Below are 21,915 nucleotides of genomic sequence, written 5' to 3'. Positions count from 1 at the left end.
CTAGACAGTCAGCAAATGGCTGTCCTTTTTTATGACAGCTCAGCAGGCAATCTATATTATTAATAAAATCCTGAGGGGGATTATGGGCAAAAACGAACAAAAGAAATCTGGGCTAGTCATAACAGGATTAGTTATGGGTATTATCGGGCTAGTGTTATCGGCAATCCCGATTATTAACAACTTCGCCGCAATACTTGGCGTGCTCGCTATATTTTTTGGCATAGTTGGCATTGTTCGCGCTAAGAAGCACGACGGCGCAGGCCACGGAATGTCAATTGCCGTTTTAATCATAGGCTTAGTCTGCGTTGGCATCGTGCTAGCCAGTCAAGCGATGTACGGTAAAGCAATAAACGATGCTGGTAAAGCCATCCAGGATTCAGTGGATACATCGAGCGGCAAAAAGACTGATGAGCTGCTCAAAAACGATGTTAGTGTTGAGGTTGGCCAATTTTCAGCGACTACTGATGCATATGGTATCAATAAAACCCTGTTAAGCGTTAAGGTTACAAATAAGAATGCCGAGACAAAATCATATACTGTTAAAATAGAGGCTGTAGATGCTAGCGGCACACGACTTGCAGAAGATACGATTTACGCTAACGACCTCAAAAGCAATGGGTCTGGATCATACGAAGCATTTAAATATGTAGAGGCTGGTAAAGTAGATAGTCTAAAAACCTCAACATTCAAGGTTTATTCTGTTGGTCAAAGTTAAAGTTAAAATATAAAAACTATACAAATAACTAAGCCAGATTAAAAGCTGGCTTAGTTATTTATGCTTATCGCAAGCTATGCCGTCGCCGTCTCTATCAAGGTGCAGTGCATATCCAGGCTCACCCCGGCGCATGTGGCTATAACCAGCGGCGCGTGCCTCTTTGCAATTACGGAAATGAATTTCTGCCGGAGCTGGCTGCGGAGCGGCAGGAGTAGGGGTAGTTTGACGAGGTGCAGGCTGCGGTCGCCCTTGCTGCTGTTGCTGCCGAGCTTTAGCTGCGGCAACCGCTGCCTCTTCTTGCTTTTTCTTCTCCTCAGCGTCTCTCTTGGCTTTCTCGGCGCGCTCTTTTTCTTCCTGCTTGGCTTTTTCTAATTTGGCAATACGTTCAGAGAATGGCGTACGTTTGCCGTCTGGTAATTTACCAATATCTGACTTGGCGCTAGATATATTTTCATCACTCGATTGTTCTTCGGCTTTTTTGACTGATTCCTCGGCGCGCTTGAGAGCTTTTTCTAGCTCTTGCTTATCATAATCAGCTTTTGTCTGACGATGAATCTTAATGGTCTTATCGCCGCGACGCTTACCGTCAACAACAGAGATAGAAATATCGCTATCGCCCTCTTTGATGTCTTTAATCTCATACTTGACACTACCAGCTGAGTCTTTACGATCATGAACCTCAATCTTATTTTCCGATATTTTTACTTCAGCGAATGAGCTAATGCCCGATATTTTAGCGGATATCTCACGCTTATTCGTATGATAATCAAGCTTAATGTTTTCATCCACATTGGAAATAATGATAGGAACATTGTCCTTCTCGAGGCGAGATTGTTCCATTGCATTGCTGATATGTCCTATAACGGCAAGGGTAACGACAACTCCGCCAAAGATAAGCCAGCCACGCTTTCGCTTTTTAACAGCGGGCTTACTCTTATTTTCCTGATCTGTTTGTTTAAAATTTTTTCCGACCACTGATATCTCCTATCAATTCAACATAGCAGGGAACTCATTTGTCCCGTTATTGCTTGGTACACCCCTGATGGACGACGACTTGCGGGGCGTTAGCAATCTAGAATCTGCTTACAGACACAAGTCCTATTAGTAATCCATCGGGAACTCACCTATAAATATATCATAAAATACATTAAACGTAACTTGGTTTCCAGTGATCCGCCCCTAGCTAGCAAATAACGTAGAGCCGCCCATTGTCATAGAGCTTGACGATGGCCACTCATAAATCGCCTTGACCACCAAAAGCGCAGTTGCTCTTTGTTAGCTCAATTATAAGCAGCACAAGTATACTCCTACTCCTGCTGCAATTTAAGGCAGGCTAGTGGAATAGCGAAACTATCAAATGAAAAAACTCTACCCTTGTCATTCAAAAATCAATGCTTGAAAATGATAGAACAAAAAGCGAACTTGTTATATTGAGCTTTCAGCCCCCAAGATTCATGTATAAGCATGCACAGACTTTATTATAATAATTATTAGCAACACAATTAATTACTGGCAATAAACGAGAACAAAGACAGAAGCGCTCAATCACCATAAAACATAAAACGCCGAGGTAATAAAACAAATCTAAGTTTTCAGTAAATTCCGCAAAACCACATTTGGTAGATTTATCCGTCAATCACGGTAACAGCACGGGGCGTCCAGTAAAGGGCAGTCAAAACTAGACCAGGCATTATATACAAAACAAAAAATATTATCGCGAAGAGACGATAGAGCATACGTCTTTTCGTAGATAATTTAATGTCGCACAAGGTAGCTTTTACGTATTATGGTTATTTTGATACGCTAAACTTCGTTATACATACACTTAATATACCCTTTATAACTTTTTCGCCTAACACCTCTTGCGGCGGGGGATCTCCTCCGGGCTTTCACCGTACTACGGTGAGTGCTAACACCAGGACACGTTCAAGCTACCATAAACAGAACGGGCCACACTAACCACTTTCGACTTTCAGCCGGGGGAGTTTGGGATGCCTCCAGCGCCAGCGTCGTCTCCGTCTCTCAAATAAATATCAAGCTAGGCCTTACCAAACTAAACGTTGTTACAATCTAGGCGTAACTCGTAGACTTTTCCACATCACAAGGCACCACCCAGCATGGGCATATGCGCTTATACGAGACCATGCACGACAAACACAGCATCCCGCTGGTTAAGCCTACAAACATTTGACTTTTTCCTATTTTATTCCCCTGCTCTATTTTTCTACAAGCACCCTATTTGATTTTTTACTATTTTGATATTATAATTATGTTTTTCTTAATCCTCTGATAAACGAACAAAAAGCGAACTAGCGGAGTAATGGGCTCCGTCTCTACCCTATTGGTGGCTCGACCTACAACCCACGCGGACGAGTAATTCACCCCTGCCCGCTACTTATAAAACACTCGCTGATTGACACGCACATCAATATATGCAGGAGCCGCGCCACTACTCTGGAAGAGTGTCATGGCCTTGACCGCTTGCGCTACCTGCGCTGCTGCCTCCCTGTCGGTGGTCATTTTAATACTGTATGGACGGCCCTTGATTGACAGAAGCGCCTGGCGGACGGTGTTTTGTGGCAGGATAATTTCCGTAACCTCTAGCTGGTGCTCACGAAAGCCGGCGACAGCTTGACCGAGAAAGCTGAGAAAGTGGCGATTGATAACCTCCTGGCCGGCTGCAGTCGGCACACCACTCTGGTCTTTGACGATGACTGACGGCGAGCTCGCGTAGGTGGTCGAGAACGTCACACCCGCATCGTCAACAAAATAGCTTTTATCACCAGAAGTCCACTGGACAACTGGCTGGCGAAAGGTAAGTTTGAGGCGCGGTCTGGCGAGCTGGTCGGCCTCGAGGCGAACCGTCTTGACCTCCGGGGCTTTCTCGAGGAAAAAACTAGCCAGCGACTGGTGATTCAGTACAAACAAGAATCGCTCGACCGGACGTGCACTGAGATATTCATCGATGAGGCGGTGGTAGCGATCGGCCTCTTTGGCGCTCGCCGCATCTGGCGTTTGCACCGAAACTGTGATGGTACATTGCCATGCGAGTAGACCAATGATCATAAGCACTAGCGCGCTGCTAAGAAGGATAATCCACCGCGTCCGGCGACGCCGAGATTTCGCATGCTGAACCGTGCGCTCTGAGGTCTCGACTGGCGAGGCGGTGTGGCGAGTGTTGAGATTGCGATTACGGCGATAGGCTGTTTCAAATGAGCTATCCTCGTTAATCAGCGCCGCTTGACGACGAGCCGCAATTTCGCGGCGTGTGGTTGGCGTAGATTTTGCCCGAGAAAAGGGTAATTTCACCGACGCCTCCCCTGCCGGCGGATAACGGTGAGGAGCATCGCTGCCATATCCTTGGCGGCGTTGGGCTTGGCAAATGTACCGATGTTTCGCCCGAGGCCGGCCAAAATCCGCGGCGACTTGACGAGGCCGATGACCTTCTTGCTCAGCACCTCTGGCGTCTGTTCCAGCGTCGACTCCTCAACGATCACTGCCGCCAGCGCGTCCTGATACACCTTGGCATTTTTGAGCTGATGACCAGCCGTCAACATACCATTCGGCACGATCACCGCTGGTTTATGCAGCGCCGCCAGCTCCAGCAGCGTCGTCGCACCGGCTCGCGCCACCACTACATCTGCCGCCGCTAGTACTTCGGCCATACCGTGATGGACGAACGCCTCTAAGCGCCAGCCCGCTCGCTCGTCAGCCCGCTCCTTCAGCTCGTCAAACTGATGTTTGCCAGAGATCAAGAACACCGACGCCTCGGCTAGCAGCTGCTCGCGCGTGGCTACCACCGCCTCGTTGAGGCGCGCTGCTCCCAGTCCACCGCCAGTCACCACCACCAGCGGCCGCGCTGGATCAAAGCCAAACTTGGCCTTTAGCTGCCGCCGTTCGGCCGCGCTGTATGGTCGAAATTCCTCAGCCACCGGAATGCCGACATACTCCGCCTTGACATCAGGATAATTATAGTGCTCCAGCGGCGCCCCGGTGCCGATCTTGGCAGCAAATGGCGCCAGTAGTCGATTGGTCAGTCCCGGATGCGCATCCGAATCATGCAGCACCAGCGGAATCTTCAGCAGCCGCGCTGCATAGCCAACCGGCAGACAGACGTAGCCGCCCTTGATAAAAATCACATCTGGCCGCCACCTGAGCAACTTACAAAAGCTCTGAATAAACCCAACCCCCACCAAAAAGATATCGCGCAGATTCGGCAGTAAAATTGACGGTCGAAGATGAAATGCCATACTTTTACCGTGATAGCGACGGATCTTGCCAGCGATAATCAACTCAACCGGGATCGTCTCATCAAATCTACCAAAAATACCGCGGGCGCTAACACCAAACTTCCGATCACACCAAAACCGCAATTCGTGATCACCCGATGAGCGCAACTCCTTACACACTGCCACGACTGGCGTAACGTGTCCGCCCGAGCCGCCGCCGACCGCCAAGATCTTTGCCACTTCCCTCTCCTTCCATTAACGGTTTGTGCGCCGTATAGGCCGACAGTTGAAATGCCAGACCCAGCGCCGCTGCGATAAATAACATGCTGGTGCCGCCATAACTGAGCAGCGGCAGCGAGATACCAGTCATCGGAATAATCCCCGTCATCGAGCCAATATTCATCAGCACATGCGACGCCACCCAGCCAAATACGCCCGCCACCACCAGCCGCAAGTGCATATCAGCCAGCCGCGACGTCACCTTGAGCAGACTCAGCAGCAGCGCCGAAAACAGCGCCAAGATCACTAACAAACCAACAAAGCCAAAGGTCTCGCCCATTACCGCAAAAATCGAGTCGTTAATCGCCTCTGGCAGGTAACCTGTCGCCTGCACACTTTTACCGATGCCGAGACCCAGTAGGCCGCCCGAACCGATGGCGATGCGCGCTTGTTGGATGTGATAATTATTTTCATCCCGGCTGGCTGATTGATGCGTATCACCCTGGATAAAGGTCATCACGCGCTCAATGCGATGCGGCGACGAGAACGTCAGCACTAACGCCGCAGCCGCGATAATAAACACGATGCGCCGCAGCAGCCGAGCGTCCATCCCTGATACCGCTAACACCGACAGCACCAGCGCTACGAGCGACACACCCGTCCCCAAATCTTTCTGCAGTACCACCACCACAAACATCGACACCGCCATAATAATACCAAGTGGGATCAGCGTCTCGTTGATATCGTTGAGTTTGCCTTGGCGCACTCGCTTGGCCAAAAACCCGGCCACAAACAATAGCAAGCCAAATTTCAATAACTCCGCCGGCTGAAAACTACCCAGTCCACCCAGATAAAACCAGCGGTACGCACCGTTGGTGTCCGATGCAAACGGCAGATGAAGCAACGCCCCACAAACCACCAACAAGAAACACGCTGCCAAGCCCGCGATGAACAGCCGCTTGGCCCACGTCTCGGTCAACCACCGATACGGCAATATCGCCGCCACACCAAACGCCACCACAGCAGTGATGACGCTGGCCAGCTGTTTATTGAAAAAGAATGTGTCGCTATAATTCGCGCCGTGGGTATGATTCAGCACATTTGCCCGCTGCGGCCCCAGCGCATACATCACCACCAACCCGAGCATCAGTAACAACCCCATATACAGCACGATCTGATACATCGGCCGGTGTCGACGCACCGCCTTGGCGGTTGAGGTGGCAGTGCGGTTACGCAATATGACCCCCCGCCAGCGCCAGCATCACGCCGATAAACGCCATCACGCAGCCAATCACCCAAAACCGCATCGTCACCTTGGTCTCCGGCCAACCACTGGCCTCTAGATGATGGTGGATCGGCGCTGACAAGAAAATTTTGCGCTTAAAGAGTTTTTTGCTCACAATCTGGATCAAGCTCGAGCCCGCCTCGATCACAAACAACAGCCCAATCACCGGCAATAATAGCAACGAATTAGTCAACATCGCCACCACCCCCAAACTTACCCCGTAAGCAAAACTACCAACATCGCCCATGAAAAACCGTGCTGGATAAATATTAAACCAGAGATAACTCAGTAGCACACCAACCACCGTAAAGCAAAACCCCGCCAGCAATACCTGCTGCTGCAACAGCGCAATCACCCCAAATGCGCCGAAACTAGCACTCAAGAGACCGCCAGCTAGCCCGTCCATGCCATCGGAGATATTGACCGCATTGCCGGTTGCTACCACCGCAAATGCAAACAGCGGGATGATCAGCCATCCAATCGCCACGTCGCCCATGAACGGCACGTGAAAACTTGCCACACCGAGCTTAGTATAGAAAAACCAGCCAAGGACGATACCGATAAGCATAATCAGCGCAAATTTCACCGGACTGCGTAAGCCGGCCGCACCACCGCCCAGCCCGCGTAGATTAATAATGTCATCAATGAGCCCAACCGCGGCACCGCCGATCAACGCCGCGAGTGGCAGCCATGTCTGCGCTCGATCTAAATTACAAGAGAACGTCACCACAAAAATCGAAATAACACCGATAACTCCAGCCATCGTTGGAATATTTCGCCGCAATTTTGCCGCTTGGAATTTAGCAAAAACCTTCAACTCTTTGCCGTCGGTACTCTCCGAGCGCTGCCGCTTCCAGAACCGATACCGATAGGCAAAAAACGTATAAATCGGCGTCAGAAACATCGCTAGTAAAAATGCCCCGACACTGAGCAAAAATACGTGCGTTAATTCGTTGGTCATTGTTTGTAAAGCAGTTGCCATGACTATCCCTTCGGTGCTAATTTCATATAATCAATCATCCAGTTGGAGATATCAGTAAAAATTGGTGCAGCGTGAATGTTACCCTGTAAGTTCTTGCGCTTGCCAGGCGCCGCGACACGTACCATTATGACATACTCGGGGCGATTTGCGCCACCATAGCCAATATACGTCGCTACCGTTTCGTCCATGGTATAGCTACCATTGATCAGCGTCTCTGAGGTGCCGGTCTTGCCGCCGACATCATAGCCAGGCTTATCTTTATCGGGCATACGCTGATTGAGAACCGCCCGCGCTGTTGACAGCATGCCGCGCATGGTGGCTGATGACTGCTCAGAAATAGTCCTGCGCAGTGGTGAAGCAGCCGAAGACCTCAAACCGCCATTCGCATCCACCGTTCCAGCTACCACCGTCGGTCGAAAATACTGCCCGCCATTCACCACCGAACAAAACGCACTGGCTGCCTGCACCATCGTCGCATTCATACCCTGCCCAAACGTAATATTCGCGTAATTCACCTCCGCCCCCGGCCGATTCGGCGTATAGAGTAGCCCCGGCGCCTCCGCTAGCTCAATCCCCGTCGCCTCACCGAACCCAAATTTGTCGTGATAATACTCATACAGCGTCTGCCGCGCACCCGGAGTGATCGTCGATCCATCGCCCAGCCGCCGCGCAATCGTGATCATACCGACATTGAGCGAATTATTAAACGCACTCTGCATACTCGTCGTGCCGCCGAGGCCCCTTAGGGCATTACAAATTTTCCGATCCCCCACCTCAGTACAATCAGTGTTCGAGTACGTTGACTGCGGCGTCACCACACCCTTATCAATCCCCGTCGCCATACTGAACGTCTTGACAATGGAGCCCGGCTCGAACGGCAGCATCGTCGTCGCGTTGCTAAACACTGCTGCGTCTTTTTGCTTGGCGTACTCGGCCGGATTATACGTCGGATAATTAGCCATCGCTAACACCTGGCCATTATTCGGATTCATCACCATCACGCTACCCTCGGTCGCGCCAGCCTTGTCGATACCTCGTTTGAGCGCTTCTTCGGCGTGACTCTGCACATTGCGATCAATCGACAACGCCACATTCTCGCCCGACTTCGCCTCGACACGCACGTTGTCCTTACTCAGCGTCAGCGGTACATTACGCACATCCGCCACTGTTTTGAGCAAGCCATCACGGCCCTTTAGCTTATCATTCAGCGCCCCTTCAACCCCGTACTGACCCTTGCCCTCAGCATTCACGAAGCCTAGCACCTGCGCTGCCAGTTGCCCCTCCGGATAGTTACGAATCGACCCCTTTTGATACAAGATACCAACAAAATCCTTGGCCTTTAACTTCTCGGCCTGGGTGCGTGTGATGTTGCGCGCCAGCACCTCGTAACGAGAGGTAGTGCGCTCCAGCCGCTTGGCCGCGTCACTCACTACCTCGCCACCGGCAATTTCCTGTAGCGCCGCGATAATCTGCTGGCGCTGCTCCTGCTTGACCGTCTGCGGATCAGCGATAACCGTATAGACCGTCTGGTTGAGCACCACGGGAGCGGGCGCGCCGCCATCCATCATATATAGCTTGCCCCGCTCGGCCGGAATGACAAAATGACGCTGCTGACTGGCCTGAGCCAGCGACACGTATTCGCTGTGTTTAATGATCTGTAGATAAAACAGCCGCATCACAAAAATCGCCATCATCCCCAACAGAATGATAGCGAGTACGCCGGTTCGAGATTGCGTTAAGTGACGTTTCATACCGCTTGTCCTATTGTACCACTTTTGCCCGAACTAGCGAGCATAGTTCGTCTGCGTCGGTGTTTTCATCGCCGATGCAACATTGCTGTGCTTGACCTTTTCGAGCGCCGTCAGCCGTGCATTCTGCACCTCTAGCTCTGACTTTTTCGTCGCCAGCTCATTCAGCTGTGAGTCCAGCCCCTCCGCCTCGTAGCCATAGGCCGTCGTCTTGGTCGCCTGCGTCAAGTACACCAGCCCCAGCACCATAATCATCAGCGCCACCAGCACCGTATGTGCCACTGGCCCGAGCTTGGTCTGTGATCGAAAACGGGTGGCGTTCTGGTTACGGCGAAGCTGCGGCCCAGGACGACGCGGAGTAAATGTGGTGGATGAGCGTGTGTGCATAAATAATTTCTGTGTGTGTTTAATTTGTTACGGTTTAATGCTTTTGGTGGCGCGTCATAAAGACACGGGAAAACACAGCCGGTCGGCCCGCCCTCACCTTAGGAGAGCGAGCCGCCGAGCTTGCATACTTTTTCCGGGAAAACTATCAAGCGAGCTTATTAGCCGCGGCGTACCGCAACGGTCTCAGCTGCTTCTGCGTCCTGGAATTGTACTTTGATGTGGATTGGCATGGTGTCGCCCTCCTTCTTTTTGTTTATGTTTTCACGGCGTAGCGAAACTGAGCGCTCCGGCTGCGCGGATTGTGAACATCTTCTGTTCCAGACACCGGTTTTTTCTCTGGGATGATCAGCTCGGCCTCGTAGCCAGCAGCCGCTTGTTCCCAGAAATATCGCTTGACCAATCGATCCTCCAGACTATGAAAGCTAATTATTCCGACTCGCCCGCCCCTGGTAAGAAGGCGTGGCAGCAGCGGCAATAATTCCTCAATCAGCCGAAGTTCGTGATTGACTTCAATGCGTAGTGCCTGAAAAGTGCGAGTCGCCGGATGATGTTTCATCCCGCCGCGACCGACAGTTTGCTTGATCAGATCAGCCAGCTCGGTCGTTCCCCGAATCGGCCGTGCTTTGACGATTGCCTGCGCAATCCGCCTGGCCCGCCCGGGACTTTCCTCGCCGTAACGAGTTATCAGCTGCGTTAAATCCTCAACCGAATATGAATTGACGATATCCGCTGCCGTCGTTTCTGTCCGATTATCCATCCGCATATCCAGCGGCCCGTCAAACCGAAACGAAAAACCTCTCTCTGCTCTGTCAAGCTGCGGTGACGACACCCCCAAATCAGCCAAAATCACGTCAAATGTACGTCCCTGCTTGACCAAATCCTGCGCTGCGCTCACAAAATCCTTGTGAATCAGCGTCGCGCCTTTTTCGGCCAAATCGCCCAGCGTGCTAATCGCTTTATCATCGCGGTCAACCAGCACTGCGCCCAAGTAATTATCCGTCCTTCTTAAGAATTCCCTGACGTGGCCGCCGTAGCCAGCCGTTAGGTCGAGATACCTCTCGCCTCTGGCTGGCCGCAACCTATCCAAGGTCACCTCAAGGAGTACGGGAACATGAATCGGTTCGCTCGTCTGAAGCGCTTCCGACTGTGGTGGATGTTCTTTAATACTCATCATTGCTTTATTATTGTATCATCGGTCGCGGCGATTCTTCGAGATTTACTCCTCTTTACGCGCCAGGCAACATTCGTCGCTTGGGCTGCAATCGCTGTACGGAGATAAATCTCGAAAATCTTGCGACCAGATACAGTAGCAATGCTCGAGATCACCTAACTGGATATTTAATTCTGGCTGTTTTGTATTTGTGTTTTGTTTGTTTTTGTTGTCTAAGAGTGGAAATGTGATGATTGTCAGTGACAACCATAGTTTCCAAAAGAGACTTATGTGTGAGGTGGAGTTTTTTGGGAGGTGTTTTGAGGAAAGAACGTTGCCGTTTTTACCGTGGAGCAAATTGCCACCTGCCATCTTCAAATACCCAGATAGTTGATCTCGAGAGGTTTTCAAATTGTTAAAGTACTGACCCGAGCTAATCAATCCGCATTTTCAGCCGCCATCAGCCGAAAATACGCGCCCGCCCGCACCGCCACGACTTCCCGGTCAATGCCAGCATAGTCGAGTAAATGCTGCTCAATCGTCACTCGCCCCTGTTTCTGGTCGAGCGCCGAGGCGGTTTTACCGCGGCGGAACTTGACATTCAGGTCGGCCACGCGCTCATCCAGAATACTTCCGGTCAGCGCGCCCTCCACCTCCCGATCCCAGACTTGCTGTGGATACAGGTGCAGATAGTTGCCAAACCCGCGGGTCAACACGACGCCGGACGCAAACTCTGCCCTGAGCTCGGCCGGGATCGTCAAGCGCCGCTTGTCGTCCAACTTTCGCTCAAAGTAATCTGTCTGCACGTCGTCCTTCCTCCGTGGTAGATTAGTTGGTTTTTCGCAGTGGATGTTTGTTTTGGTTGGTGTTGCCATCAACTTTCGTTCCACTGATTCCACTATACTACCCACAACTACCCACATGCAAGCCCTTTTACCCACTTTCTACCCATTTCCCTACCAAACTAAAACTTTTCCACGATTCTGTGGAAAAGTCTAGTGGTGCGGCATGATAGCGGAGCGCTACTTTCCCTAGCATACCGCCCTACACTGCGCCTAACGAGTTATACAGAATTAATCACTACTTCCGCAGCTTCTTGATCACCGCCCCGAACCAGCGCGCGCTTGGCCGTACCGTCCGGGCCATGGTTTGCCGATCAACTGCCACCAGGCCAAACTTTGGCCAATAACCCTTGTCCCATTCAAAATTGTCAAGCAGACTCCAGTGTAAATAACCGATTAGCTTAATATCACGCTTTAGCGCCTCATGCATGGCCTTGATCGTCTCGGTCAGCCACCACTGCCGCTGACTATCAGCGCCATCCGCCAGTCCATTCTCGGTAATCATAATCGGCAACCGATAGCGTTCGGCCACGTCCTCCAGTAGATACTGCAATTTATCCGGCTGCATATCCCAGCCGAGATCGCTGACCTTCAGATACGGGTCATGCACTCGATAGCCATAAATCCGCCGGGCAAAGTAATAATTGATCGCCAAGAAATCACTATACCGCCGCACTCGACGTAGCACCCACGTATTCAGGAGATAATTTGCCACCCGCGCACTAGCACGACTAAGAATCGCGTCATCGCCAGGATAGCAATAGATCAGATGATGTGCCATCGACACCTTCCACTTTTTGCGAGCACGCGTCAATTTGTAAACTTTCTTGTGCGCCGTAACGAGGTTATAGAGCACACGCAGCATATCACGCTTGCGAGTTTTATTCGGCGACCAATGCCCCTCGAGATAACTCTCGCCAGCATAGACAGTCGGCTCGTTAATCGTCACGATCCACTCAATGTCGCGCCCCAACTCGCTCAAAACTTTCTCAACGTAATACACGAAATATTTGATGTTACGCCGCTTTTCGAAGCCGCCCTTGGCCGCAAACCACTCTGGTAGTGTAAAATGAAACAGCGTCACCACCGGTGTTATACCCATCTTTTTTAGCGTCCGCAGATACGTCCGATAGTGGGCGATCGCCGCCGCATCCCACGCGCCCTCTTGCGGCTCAATTCGTGCCCATTCAATACAGAATCGAAAGGCATTCATGTTGAGGCTCTTGAGAATCGCGAAATCTTCCTCATAGCGATGGTAATGATCGACGCCCCGCCCCGATACGTAGTTGTCAGGCCTGATCGCCTCTTTTTTGATGCGCGGCCAGCTGTCAATATCACCAAATTGATGCGGCGCCTGCACGGACAGCCGCTTGGCATGCTCAAGCTCCCACGTCGTCCACTGATTCACCAGGCCACCCTCGACCTGATGTGCCGACGTCGCTGCACCCCATAAAAACTTCTTCGGAAACACGATGCGTTCAGATTGCTTCGTTGTCATCAAAGTATATTATACCAAGTTATTGACCAAACTGCCAGCCAAGCGTCACTGCACCACATCCTCTCCAAAATGCTTCTGCAGCCGCATCTTAATCGAGCCTTTGTGGCGACCGAGCTTCTGACTAAGCTGCTGGATGGTTGCGCCCTGTAGAAACTCCTGCTTGAGAATGTCATCGTCGGCTTTTTCCCACGGCATATACGCTTTCGGATGTGTCTCACGCATTTTGGCAATTTTTTGCTGCCAGTTGCCGGAGTTGCCGGATTTTTTCGACGTTGACTGTTTCCGCTTCATTTCCTCCAGCATTGGACGATAGTGCTTGGCTGCTTCATCACTTGCCCGCTGCAATACCTCATCAATTGCCAACGCATCCGGCGAAATTTCCAGCGCCTTGCGATTAATGCCGTATAGATACAAGTTATCCAAATCTCGTACCCGACTGAGCGCTACATAACCCATACCCTCAACAAACGCCTTTCTCAGGTCAATCCGAGCCGCATCCAGCGTCATGCCCTGGCTTTTATGCACGGTGATAGCCCACGCCAGGCGCAGTGGCACCTGCGAGATACTGGCCCGCTTGCGTTCGCCGTCGCGCAATTCCCACACATCCGGCACCATCGTCACCTGCCGACCGTCACGAAACTCCACAATTGGATAGTCCGTCAGCGGCTCAAAATCCACCACCGTACCGATACTACCATTGGCGTACAATTTCTGCGGCGAATTTTTCACCGCCATCACCAACGCACCCGGTTTCAACACCAGTTCACTCGGCGCCAGCACCGACCGCTGCAGACTCTCGACATACACCTTTGAACCCGTTGTTGTCTGCTGATACGTTCGCTTCTCGCCCGCCAACTCCGCCAGCTTCTGGCTGTTGATAGCATCGACATCAACATTGACAGTATGCAGCTCGGTGATATCGCCGTCAGGCAACTCGACTTCAGTCCGCGCCAGCAACGTCTCGGCATGATGCCGCCTGATATCGTCATGTCTCAGCGCCGTCAAAATCTCGAGGAGCTGCTCGTCATTTTGCCGATATTGCCGCTCCAAATACAACACCGCCGGCTGCAGCTCCTGCCACGCCTCCGAATACACCACGAAGCCTCCGCCCTGCTCGCCCGGACGGTTGATTGGCGGCAATTGGAAAAAATCACCGCTCATCACTAGCTGAATACCGCCAAACGGCTGGTCATTTTCCCGGACACCACGCAGCACCCGATCGACCATGTCCAGCCGAAAATCATGCAGCATGGAAATTTCGTCAATCACCAGCACATCAGTCTTAGAAATCACCTCACACCGCGTTTTTGACAGCCGATCAAAAAAGTTGTTCGCCAGATGATCGCTAACGCCAATACCGCTCCAACTATGAATGGTATTGCCACCCAAATGCGTCGCCGCCAAGCCCGTCGTCGCTGTTACCGACACCTTTTTACCCTGAGCACGCGCCTGTGCAATAAAAGTATTCAACAGGTGCGTTTTGCCGGTGCCAGCCGCACCCGTCAGCAGCGCCGACCGACCGCTCATCAAAATCGCCAGCGCTAATTCTTGATCCATACTTAACCTCGTGGCGGTTCGCCCTCAGGCTCGCCCAACAGTTTTTTCGACTTAATTTCGTAGCGTTTGCCGGTAATTTTACTCTCAATGTAATCCTCGTTGATCAGGTTCACGAACATATCTAGATCATTGCCATCCATAATGATAATCGCGCCGTTATCATCACTCATCAGCTCCAACTGCATCTCATCAGCATAGTCCAGCACCTGCTCTTGTTTGACCTCGCCGATCTCTAATTTCTGTAGTTTATTGATGGTCTTTTTGCGCTCCTTGACCAGCGCGTTCAAATCCAACCCTTCAGGAAAACTCAGCTTATACGCTTTTTCAATCTCCGCCACTTTCTTATCGGCAATCACCTGCTTCTTGTACTCGTAGCCAAACATCCGCTCGAACTTCGAAGAATTAAAGGCGAAAATGTCCTGACCGATGATCAGCACCTGGTTATCATCTGGCACCTTAAACCCAACCTCCGCCTTAAATGCGCCAAACTTGCCGTCAGAAAACTCCCACGCCAGCGCGCTTTTCAGCGTCTGTCCCTGCTGGATTAGCTTCACCGTGTAAAAGACTTTTTCTGGATCATTCGGATCAGTAAACCGCGCCAGTACGCCCTTCATTCGCTTAAACTCATGCTCAGTTTCCGAAAACTCTACGATATCGCCACGCTCATTCTCAATCAAATGAATCAAGGTTTCCGCCCGGCCAACCTTGCCGAGATCCGTCCGCAGCAGCACGTTGTCTTCCGCTTCGCTCAGCTCATAATCGCGCACGCCAAGGCCAGTACCCGCCCCCAAATTAACTTGATTGATATAGTCAAACAAAAATAGCGGTCGCAGCTGCTGCTCAACGTCGCCCTTAAGGGGCATAACATACGGCGTGTAATTTTTATTAAATAAGAACAGCTCAATCTGTAGATCATTCTTTTTTGCATCAGCTTGATTCGCCCACAAAAAAATATCAGTCGTTTCCCTCACTTCTTCCATGAGGGTAATTATAGCAATTTTTGTACTGAATCGCCAGACGGCTGATTAGATCCGCTCGCCTAGCCGCGCACGATTAGCCCACTCATCTGCCAGCTCATTTCCCTCGTTGCCCTCGTGGCCGCGCACCCAGCGGAGCTCCGCCTGGGAATTTGAGTATAACTCATACAGTTCACGCACGATATCCAGATTCTTGATCTCACCGCCCTTCTTTGTCCAGCCGCGCTGCTGCCAGCCTGATGCCCACTTGGTCACCACATTGATCCAAAATTCACTATCAGTATAAATCACACATGGCGCGTCGTCCGCATCCTGAAGCGCCGCAATCAGCGCCTTGCCCTCCATACGGATGTTAGTCGTCTCGCCGTCCTCTGAACCCAAAATCCACGGCTGAAGATCACGAATCACCGCAAAGCCACCCGGGCCAGGATTGGGGCTAGCCGAACCGTCAGTGTAGTAGATTGTCATACCCTGATTATACATAGTTTGCCGAACCTAGGCGAGTTCATGCTGCAGGAAATACCACAAATCCTCTAAAAATGCATCACGCGCCGGAGTTGAGCGCTCGTTCACCATGAGATCATGGCTGGCATAGTCGCGCCGCTGATGGATCTGCTTGAGCAGCCGAGACATCGTTTGAGCAATGAAAAGTTTCTCCTCATCAGAGACTGAGCGTTGCCGCTCTAGCTGACGAATATATTTATAAATAATGTGCGCCACTTCCCCCGTTCGTGAGCGCTGCCGCTCGGCCTTGGTGACAAACTGCACTTCGACCGGTACGCCATTGTCTAGCTCTGGATGATCCATCAGGAAGGTCACTTTAGAAACCTGATATTTCTGGCCACGCTGCTTTACACTTTCATCATCTTGAATGGCAAACTCGCAGCGTCCTATATCAAACCCGTGTTGCCACATTTCCCAGCGCACGGCATTAACATAATCAACCGTACCCTGCACATATATTGCACTGGATTTGCTATTGGCCTTTTTCAGCTGAAACGCTGGGGTCGTATCAATTCGCTGCTGCAAAAACGCCACAAAATCACGTGCCTGATCCGCTACCGTGTCTGATATAACGGTCAGGCCGAGCACGTCCATCGGCGTATACTCCGGTTTGTCGTTCTGGCGCGCTTCATGCACCTTGGCTGCCCACGACCCCACGGTTTTCAGGCGATATTTTCCCTCTACTTTCTTACCATTTTTTGCTAAGAAATCTCCAATGTGAATCGACCGATTCGGGCATGATTCTTCGCTACGCGGACCGACCACTGCTTCGGTCTTAACTTTCTCAGTACCAAAAATTGTATTAACTAAATTGCGGACACCAACCTGGCGAATTGTCTCATACTGCTCGCGGATCTCCTCGATGAGCTTACGTTTACCCTGCCCCTTCAGCCGAATGATATGCGCCTGTGAACGCAGGCTTGCCGCCAGCCCATCAAACCCCATCACTTCACACAGCGGTGCATAGAACGACTCCGCCTCCAAGACATCCTGCAGTTTGGCAGACTCACGCGACGATGACGGATAGCGCATATTGTCGAGTAGCTCACAGGCCTTGATGATCACCGCCTCGATATTGGTCTTATCCAAAAACTCAGCCATCTGCTCCACATCAACAAATGGCTCGATCTGCCGCCATGCTTCAGCTGGCACCGAACCTTCATAACGATCCGTGATAATCTCTCTGATGCTTTCAGGAATAGTATTAGCCACCTGTAGTCGGTGCCGGCCAGAAGCCTTTTCCGTCTCAATAAGGTCCGCTAGGAGCGATGCTACATATGAAACCTGTGCACACGTCATATCAATCTTAGGATTCGTAAATACATCGGCCAGAGCCAAGCCGGCAGCCTGTCGACGTTCTGGCGTGCACTTCTGGCTGTCTCTGTTGTGAAAGCGATCAGCCACGTCATGCAGCAGCACGGCATGAATTGCCTCAGGCGGTAGTTTCAAACCAGCAAACTCCTCCGCCAGTTTCATCGTTCGCTCAGCATGCTCCACCAGATCCTTGCGTTCATTCACACCTTCACCTTCAAAATACCCCTCGAGTGCTAACTGAAAAGAAAACTCGAGAGATTGACGTTCAAGATCTATCTCAAATTTCTTTTGTGGCGCGCTCAGCTCTAGCTGCTCACTGCGCGAAGAACATAATTCACTCATAATTCAGTTCGTTATCAAACTGGGCTATTATAACAGATGATGTATATTTAGTCAATAAAATACGTGCCGGCGTCAGGATACGCATTATACTGTTTCAGCGACATACTCTGGCAATACGCCCCGGCGTCAAAGATCACTAGCTTATCGCCGATCTCCGCCCGAGCCAGCTGCCGCGATGCGAGATTCTCTGGGTTGCTGGGCGCTGGTGTCAGGATATCGCCCGTCTCACAGCAATGCCCCACCACGATGTACTCTCGCTGCTCCTCGCGACCCGCGAGTACCATCATCTCGTGCTGCGCGCCATACATCCCCGGCCGGGTGACGTCATTCATGCCGGTATCGAGGCGCAAAAACGTATGGCCATCCGCACCAGTATCCACGATATCCACCACCTCTGCTACTAGCACGCCAGTATGCGCCACCAGCCACGTTCCCGGCTCAATTTCTAGGTGTAATTGCCGCCCGGTTTCCTCAGCGAACTGAGATAATTTCCGAGAAAACACCTCGCAAATTGCCGCCAGATCCGCCTCTTGCTCATCACCAAACCGATGCACCTTAAAGCCACCGCCAATATCCAGAATAGTCACCTCCGGCAGTCGCCCAACCAGCGCCAGCGCTGCGTCCATCGCCTCGCCCCACAACCGCGGATCAGCACCCGAGCCAATGTGAATATGCAGCCGATCAATCGTTATGTCGTGACGCCTCGCTAGCTCCACTGCCTGCTCGGTATAGGCATGCCACAGCCCAAAGCTAGAATTAACCCCACCGGTCATCGTCCGATTATTATGCCCCGAGCCCATGCCAGGATTGAGCCGCAGGCCCACCGTATTTGGGCAGTATGGACTGGCCGCAAACAGCTCTAATTGACGAAGCGACGTCGCCACGTAGCGCACGCCAGCCCGGAGCAGCTCATCGAGGTTATGCGCCGGCTGCTGGCTGGAGAGGCTGATCGTTGGGCCGCTCACCCCCTGCTCGAGCAGCAGCGCCACCTCGTAGCTTGAGCTGGCATCAAATTGCAGCCCCAGCTCATCAAACAGCCGTATAATTTCGGGGTGCGAATTTGCCTTGGTGGCGTAACGCACCGTCAAGCCGAACGGCACCTGGCACGCCAGCGCCTGCTGAGCCCGTTCCCGTAGCATCCGCCGCGAGTACACAAAACTCGGCGTATCAAGCACCTCAGGCAGTTGATCAATTGGAAAGTTCATCATTGCCAATTATACCAGGAATCTGGCTCAATGCTGTCGCTACTGGCCACGCTGGATGCTCTGGCGCCGTAATATCATTGTACTCAACTGTCTGGATAAACCGCACGCCATCAGGCAGATCGCTGCCGATTGGCTTATCATCAACCATCCATACCTCACCAGTGAGGTACTGCTCGCGGAAATACTCGCCTTTCGACTGCAGTGTGGTAATGATCTCCGCCCCTTCAAGCGACGGACACAGCGCCGCCTTGAACTGCTGGTAATTCGCTGGCCCATACGTCAGGACATGTACCGTTCCGCGCTGCCCGGCCCAGGCTACCACCTCAGCCACTCCGTCATACTCCATTCGCCCATCAGCCAGCTCTGACTGGAGGAGAAACGCGAACACTGCTTCCTCACCAAGTCCTGCCGCCCGTACGTGCGCCGCAAAATCATAATAATACGCCGTCTCGTCACACACATAAAAGTCCGTCCGCCGAGCCAGCTCTGCCTTACTGTCAATGCCAAATTGCTGCCCAAGCAGCCCCCACTCTGCCTCGTCCAAATCACTTGTCCGAAACAAGGTGCGATCAAGATCAAGAAACAGATTCAAACTCATGAAAAGTAAATCCTCATTAGTTCTCGCGCGATTTTATCGCTGTCGTGACGGATCAGACTACGCAGCGCCGCCAGCGGATCGGCCTTTTTATTATGCTGACGAATGCCATTAGCGATCAGGTGCTTGCCCGAGGCGTAGTAATGCTTTTTCTTGAGTTCCGCCTCGTCCCATTCCACCAAATATTCACCATTGTGCGCGTATTTATCAAGCAGTTCCTGTGGCGGACGATAATTGTTATACAGCACATAATCCATGCTCACCCCAGCAAACCGCTCAATTTCATCGACAAAGTCCGCCACTGTAAAGCCATCAGTCTGCGTCGGCTTGGTCACCAGATTACAGACGTACACCTTCTTGGCCTTGGTCTCAGCCAAAGCCCGCGTCACGCCGCGCACCAGTAGCGCTGGCGCCAAACTACCGTACAATAACCCCGGCGCTACCACCACGAGGTCAGCATCCAGAATCGCTTGCCGAGCATGCGGATTAATCGTTGCTGGTGGGCTGAGTTCCAGCCACGGCCGCTCATCACCTGGAATATTCGTCACCTCAATAGCATGCTCGCCCTCAACGACCGTACCGTCACGCAGCCTCAGCGATAACTTGGTGTCGTCCAGTGTAATCGGAAACACCCGTCCGTTCACACCGAGCACCTCGCTGGCTGTCTCGACCGCTTGCGAAAAACTCCCCGTCATCTTTTCCAGCGCTGCCATGAACAAATTACCAAATGCATGCCCCTTCATGCTACCCTCGTCGAACCGGTAATTGAACAGGTCGCGTACCTTTGGCGAACTGCTCAGCGCCACCAGGCATTGCCGCACATCACCCGCCGGCAACACGCCCAGCTCGTCGCGCAGCATGCCTGTCGAGCCACCGTCGTCAACCATGTTAACCAGCGCCGTGATACTATGGGTATATTTTTTTAAACCCGACAGCAGCGTGAAACTACCAGTTCCGCCGCCGATTACTACAATTTTTACTCCAAAATATTCTCTATTCAATTCGTATGTCATGCCCGCATTATAGCACTTCAGCGAGGCTAGACCAACGTGCCCTTTGGTAGTGGCCATTCGAGGAATGTCTGGTACTGCGTGTTAACGGCGGTCAATATATGCTCAGCCACCTTGGCTGGGTCATTGAAGAAAGCATAATCATCCGGCTGATGTCCCCGCCAAAACGGTGTTTTCATCGCCCCGGGCAAGAACAGCGCTACACGAATCGGTAAATGCTGCTCGTCCGCCTGCAGGGCCAAGCTACGGGCCAGCCCCGCCTGGGCGTGCTTGGTCGCTACATACACGGCTTCATCCCCGCGAGCTTTGATGCTGCTGGTTGAGCCAATCACCGTCAGCGTAGAGCGTATCTGCTGCTGCGCCATCCTATGCCACGCCCACTGCACCAGTGGCAATGGACCAGCAAAATTCACTTCCGCCATGGGGCGCGCATCAGGCTGATCCTCGAAATCACCACGCCAGCCATAACCCGCTGCCCACACAAATTGTTCAATATCATCGCCACCCAGCATCTGCTCAATCCGCGCCGGCGCTGCCTCCACTTGCTCGGGATAATACACATCCAATTGGGAACCCTCGCCGTGTTCCTGGGCGTTATGCGTCTTCCCCAGCACCAGCACGCGCTTACCGCTTTCTCTGAGCTGCCGCGCCATCTCCAGTCCAAGCCCACTCGTCCCACCAAGAATAATATGCATGTGGTTATTATAGCAATATAGTTGACACGTGTAAAATATCTTCAAGATAATGGCACATTTATTTCGACTGGACCGATAATATCCGTATTGCCAAAGTAAAAATCGGTTAAGACCTGCCGCCATGGCGTGCTGGTTGCCGCAGCATATATCATTTTGCCAATATCGCCATGACAAGCCAACAACACCGTTTGATCTGGGTGTTGACGCGCCACTAAATCAAGCATCCGCTGGCCGCGAGCCAATAACTCAGGAAAAGTCTCAGCGCCGTCAGGATGTAAAAAATAGGTCACGTTTTCTGCTTTGATGATGTCCGGCGCACAAATTTCCTCAATATCAGCGACCGGCTTACCAGTCATAACGCCAAAATCACGCTCGATTAAATCGTTGTGAACTATCGGCTCGGCAAGACCCAGCGCCGCCGCTACAATCGCTGCCGTCTCGAAAGCTCGACCAAGCGGCGATGCATACACCGCGTCAAAAATTAGTTCCCTATCCTTAATGTGCCGCGCCAATTGCCACGCTTGCTGGCGTCCCAAATCAGTCAGCGGCAGGTCGCGATGGCCGTTCAAAATTCCGCGCACATTGTCTTCATTCTGGCCGTGGCGAGCGATATAGATAGTAGTCATGAACCTTAGTATATCATCTCTATCGGGCGGCAAGA

20 protein-coding genes are annotated in these 21,915 nt (G+C 51.9%); 1 reads left to right on the top strand and 19 read right to left on the bottom strand.

Going from position 1 to position 21,915, the window contains the following annotated elements:
• Nucleotides 1-82: 82 nt before the first annotated feature.
• Nucleotides 83-715: a hypothetical protein gene (locus GWK78_01385; GenBank protein QHU93686.1), complete on the top strand. Its 633-nt coding sequence runs from the start codon at nucleotides 83-85 to the stop codon at nucleotides 713-715.
• A 54-nt stretch (nucleotides 716-769) separates the two neighbouring features.
• On the opposite strand, the gene GWK78_01380 is transcribed toward GWK78_01385, so the two are convergent.
• The 19 genes from GWK78_01380 to GWK78_01290 form a co-directional block, all read right to left on the bottom strand.
• Nucleotides 770-1,690: a hypothetical protein gene (locus GWK78_01380; protein QHU93685.1), complete on the bottom strand. Its 921-nt coding sequence runs from the start codon at nucleotides 1,688-1,690 to the stop codon at nucleotides 770-772.
• 1,416 nt (nucleotides 1,691-3,106) lie between these two features.
• Entirely contained in the window at nucleotides 3,107-4,024 is a 918-nt protein-coding gene (locus tag GWK78_01375) for a hypothetical protein (GenBank protein QHU93684.1), read from the bottom strand.
• A complete protein-coding gene (locus GWK78_01370) occupies nucleotides 4,021-5,184 on the bottom strand; it encodes a hypothetical protein (protein QHU93683.1) in 1,164 nt (387 codons plus the stop codon). Before GWK78_01370 ends, GWK78_01375 begins: the two co-directional genes overlap by 4 nt.
• Entirely contained in the window at nucleotides 5,117-6,400 is a 1,284-nt protein-coding gene (locus GWK78_01365; GenBank protein ID QHU93682.1) for an FtsW/RodA/SpoVE family cell cycle protein, read from the bottom strand. Before GWK78_01365 ends, GWK78_01370 begins: the two co-directional genes overlap by 68 nt.
• Nucleotides 6,393-7,430: a phospho-N-acetylmuramoyl-pentapeptide-transferase gene (mraY, locus tag GWK78_01360; protein ID QHU93681.1), complete on the bottom strand. Its 1,038-nt coding sequence runs from the start codon at nucleotides 7,428-7,430 to the stop codon at nucleotides 6,393-6,395. Before mraY ends, GWK78_01365 begins: the two co-directional genes overlap by 8 nt.
• A 2-nt stretch (nucleotides 7,431-7,432) precedes the next feature.
• Nucleotides 7,433-9,181, bottom strand: coding sequence for a hypothetical protein (locus GWK78_01355; GenBank protein ID QHU93680.1), 1,749 nt, complete (start codon nucleotides 9,179-9,181; stop codon nucleotides 7,433-7,435).
• Between the two features lie 33 nt (nucleotides 9,182-9,214).
• A complete protein-coding gene (locus GWK78_01350; GenBank protein ID QHU93679.1) occupies nucleotides 9,215-9,565 on the bottom strand; it encodes a hypothetical protein in 351 nt (116 codons plus the stop codon).
• A 253-nt stretch (nucleotides 9,566-9,818) separates the two neighbouring features.
• On the bottom strand, nucleotides 9,819-10,736 hold the full coding sequence (rsmH, locus tag GWK78_01345; GenBank protein QHU94256.1) for a 16S rRNA (cytosine(1402)-N(4))-methyltransferase RsmH: 918 nt from the start codon (nucleotides 10,734-10,736) through the stop codon (nucleotides 9,819-9,821).
• 416 nt (nucleotides 10,737-11,152) lie between these two features.
• Nucleotides 11,153-11,605, bottom strand: a complete 453-nt coding sequence (locus GWK78_01340; GenBank protein QHU93678.1) for a hypothetical protein — start codon at nucleotides 11,603-11,605, stop codon at nucleotides 11,153-11,155.
• A gap of 190 nt (nucleotides 11,606-11,795) precedes the next feature.
• Nucleotides 11,796-13,055 (bottom strand): family 1 glycosylhydrolase, encoded by a 1,260-nt coding sequence (locus GWK78_01335; GenBank protein ID QHU93677.1) that lies wholly within the window; start codon nucleotides 13,053-13,055, stop codon nucleotides 11,796-11,798.
• A 45-nt stretch (nucleotides 13,056-13,100) separates the two neighbouring features.
• Nucleotides 13,101-14,612, bottom strand: a complete 1,512-nt coding sequence (locus GWK78_01330; protein ID QHU93676.1) for an AAA family ATPase — start codon at nucleotides 14,610-14,612, stop codon at nucleotides 13,101-13,103.
• Between the two features lie 2 nt (nucleotides 14,613-14,614).
• Nucleotides 14,615-15,592 carry a DUF4868 domain-containing protein gene (locus GWK78_01325; protein ID QHU93675.1) on the bottom strand — a complete coding sequence of 326 codons (978 nt, stop codon included), beginning with the start codon at nucleotides 15,590-15,592 and terminating at the stop codon, nucleotides 14,615-14,617.
• Between the two features lie 45 nt (nucleotides 15,593-15,637).
• Entirely contained in the window at nucleotides 15,638-16,057 is a 420-nt protein-coding gene (locus tag GWK78_01320) for a ribonuclease HI (protein ID QHU93674.1), read from the bottom strand.
• A gap of 27 nt (nucleotides 16,058-16,084) precedes the next feature.
• Complete coding sequence (locus GWK78_01315; GenBank protein ID QHU93673.1) at nucleotides 16,085-17,749, bottom strand: hypothetical protein; 1,665 nt, start codon at nucleotides 17,747-17,749, stop codon at nucleotides 16,085-16,087.
• A 47-nt stretch (nucleotides 17,750-17,796) separates the two neighbouring features.
• Nucleotides 17,797-18,957, bottom strand: a complete 1,161-nt coding sequence (locus GWK78_01310; GenBank protein QHU93672.1) for a diaminopimelate decarboxylase — start codon at nucleotides 18,955-18,957, stop codon at nucleotides 17,797-17,799.
• Nucleotides 18,938-19,552 carry a hypothetical protein gene (locus tag GWK78_01305; protein ID QHU93671.1) on the bottom strand — a complete coding sequence of 205 codons (615 nt, stop codon included), beginning with the start codon at nucleotides 19,550-19,552 and terminating at the stop codon, nucleotides 18,938-18,940. The genes GWK78_01310 and GWK78_01305 overlap by 20 nt, the downstream gene beginning before the upstream one ends.
• Nucleotides 19,549-20,562 (bottom strand): uridine diphosphate-N-acetylglucosamine-binding protein YvcK, encoded by a 1,014-nt coding sequence (yvcK, locus tag GWK78_01300; GenBank protein QHU93670.1) that lies wholly within the window; start codon nucleotides 20,560-20,562, stop codon nucleotides 19,549-19,551. Before yvcK ends, GWK78_01305 begins: the two co-directional genes overlap by 4 nt.
• A 26-nt stretch (nucleotides 20,563-20,588) precedes the next feature.
• Nucleotides 20,589-21,254 carry an SDR family NAD(P)-dependent oxidoreductase gene (locus GWK78_01295; protein ID QHU93669.1) on the bottom strand — a complete coding sequence of 222 codons (666 nt, stop codon included), beginning with the start codon at nucleotides 21,252-21,254 and terminating at the stop codon, nucleotides 20,589-20,591.
• A gap of 41 nt (nucleotides 21,255-21,295) precedes the next feature.
• Entirely contained in the window at nucleotides 21,296-21,880 is a 585-nt protein-coding gene (locus GWK78_01290) for a histidine phosphatase family protein (protein QHU93668.1), read from the bottom strand.
• Nucleotides 21,881-21,915: the final 35 nt, after the last annotated feature.

The sequence above is a fragment of the Candidatus Saccharibacteria bacterium oral taxon 488 genome, assembly GCA_010202845.1.
GTDB lineage: Bacteria > Patescibacteriota > Saccharimonadia > Saccharimonadales > Saccharimonadaceae > Nanosynbacter.
This window is presented reverse-complemented; position numbering and strand designations above follow the sequence as displayed.

Coding starts and splice junctions, on each gene's coding strand:
- GWK78_01315 (QHU93673.1), bottom strand. CDS start 17,749: ATGAGTGAATTATGTTCTTCGCGCAGTGAGCAGCTAGAGCTGAGCGCG.
- GWK78_01290 (QHU93668.1), bottom strand. CDS start 21,880: ATGACTACTATCTATATCGCTCGCCACGGCCAGAATGAAGACAATGTG.
- GWK78_01335 (QHU93677.1), bottom strand. CDS start 13,055: ATGACAACGAAGCAATCTGAACGCATCGTGTTTCCGAAGAAGTTTTTA.
- GWK78_01320 (QHU93674.1), bottom strand. CDS start 16,057: ATGACAATCTACTACACTGACGGTTCGGCTAGCCCCAATCCTGGCCCG.
- GWK78_01350 (QHU93679.1), bottom strand. CDS start 9,565: ATGCACACACGCTCATCCACCACATTTACTCCGCGTCGTCCTGGGCCG.
- GWK78_01385 (QHU93686.1), top strand. CDS start 83: ATGGGCAAAAACGAACAAAAGAAATCTGGGCTAGTCATAACAGGATTA.
- GWK78_01295 (QHU93669.1), bottom strand. CDS start 21,254: ATGCATATTATTCTTGGTGGGACGAGTGGGCTTGGACTGGAGATGGCG.
- GWK78_01305 (QHU93671.1), bottom strand. CDS start 19,552: ATGAGTTTGAATCTGTTTCTTGATCTTGATCGCACCTTGTTTCGGACA.
- GWK78_01310 (QHU93672.1), bottom strand. CDS start 18,957: ATGATGAACTTTCCAATTGATCAACTGCCTGAGGTGCTTGATACGCCG.
- rsmH (QHU94256.1), bottom strand. CDS start 10,736: ATGAGTATTAAAGAACATCCACCACAGTCGGAAGCGCTTCAGACGAGC.
- yvcK (QHU93670.1), bottom strand. CDS start 20,562: ATGACATACGAATTGAATAGAGAATATTTTGGAGTAAAAATTGTAGTA.
- GWK78_01325 (QHU93675.1), bottom strand. CDS start 15,592: ATGGAAGAAGTGAGGGAAACGACTGATATTTTTTTGTGGGCGAATCAA.
- GWK78_01355 (QHU93680.1), bottom strand. CDS start 9,181: ATGAAACGTCACTTAACGCAATCTCGAACCGGCGTACTCGCTATCATT.
- GWK78_01330 (QHU93676.1), bottom strand. CDS start 14,612: ATGGATCAAGAATTAGCGCTGGCGATTTTGATGAGCGGTCGGTCGGCG.
- mraY (QHU93681.1), bottom strand. CDS start 7,430: ATGGCAACTGCTTTACAAACAATGACCAACGAATTAACGCACGTATTT.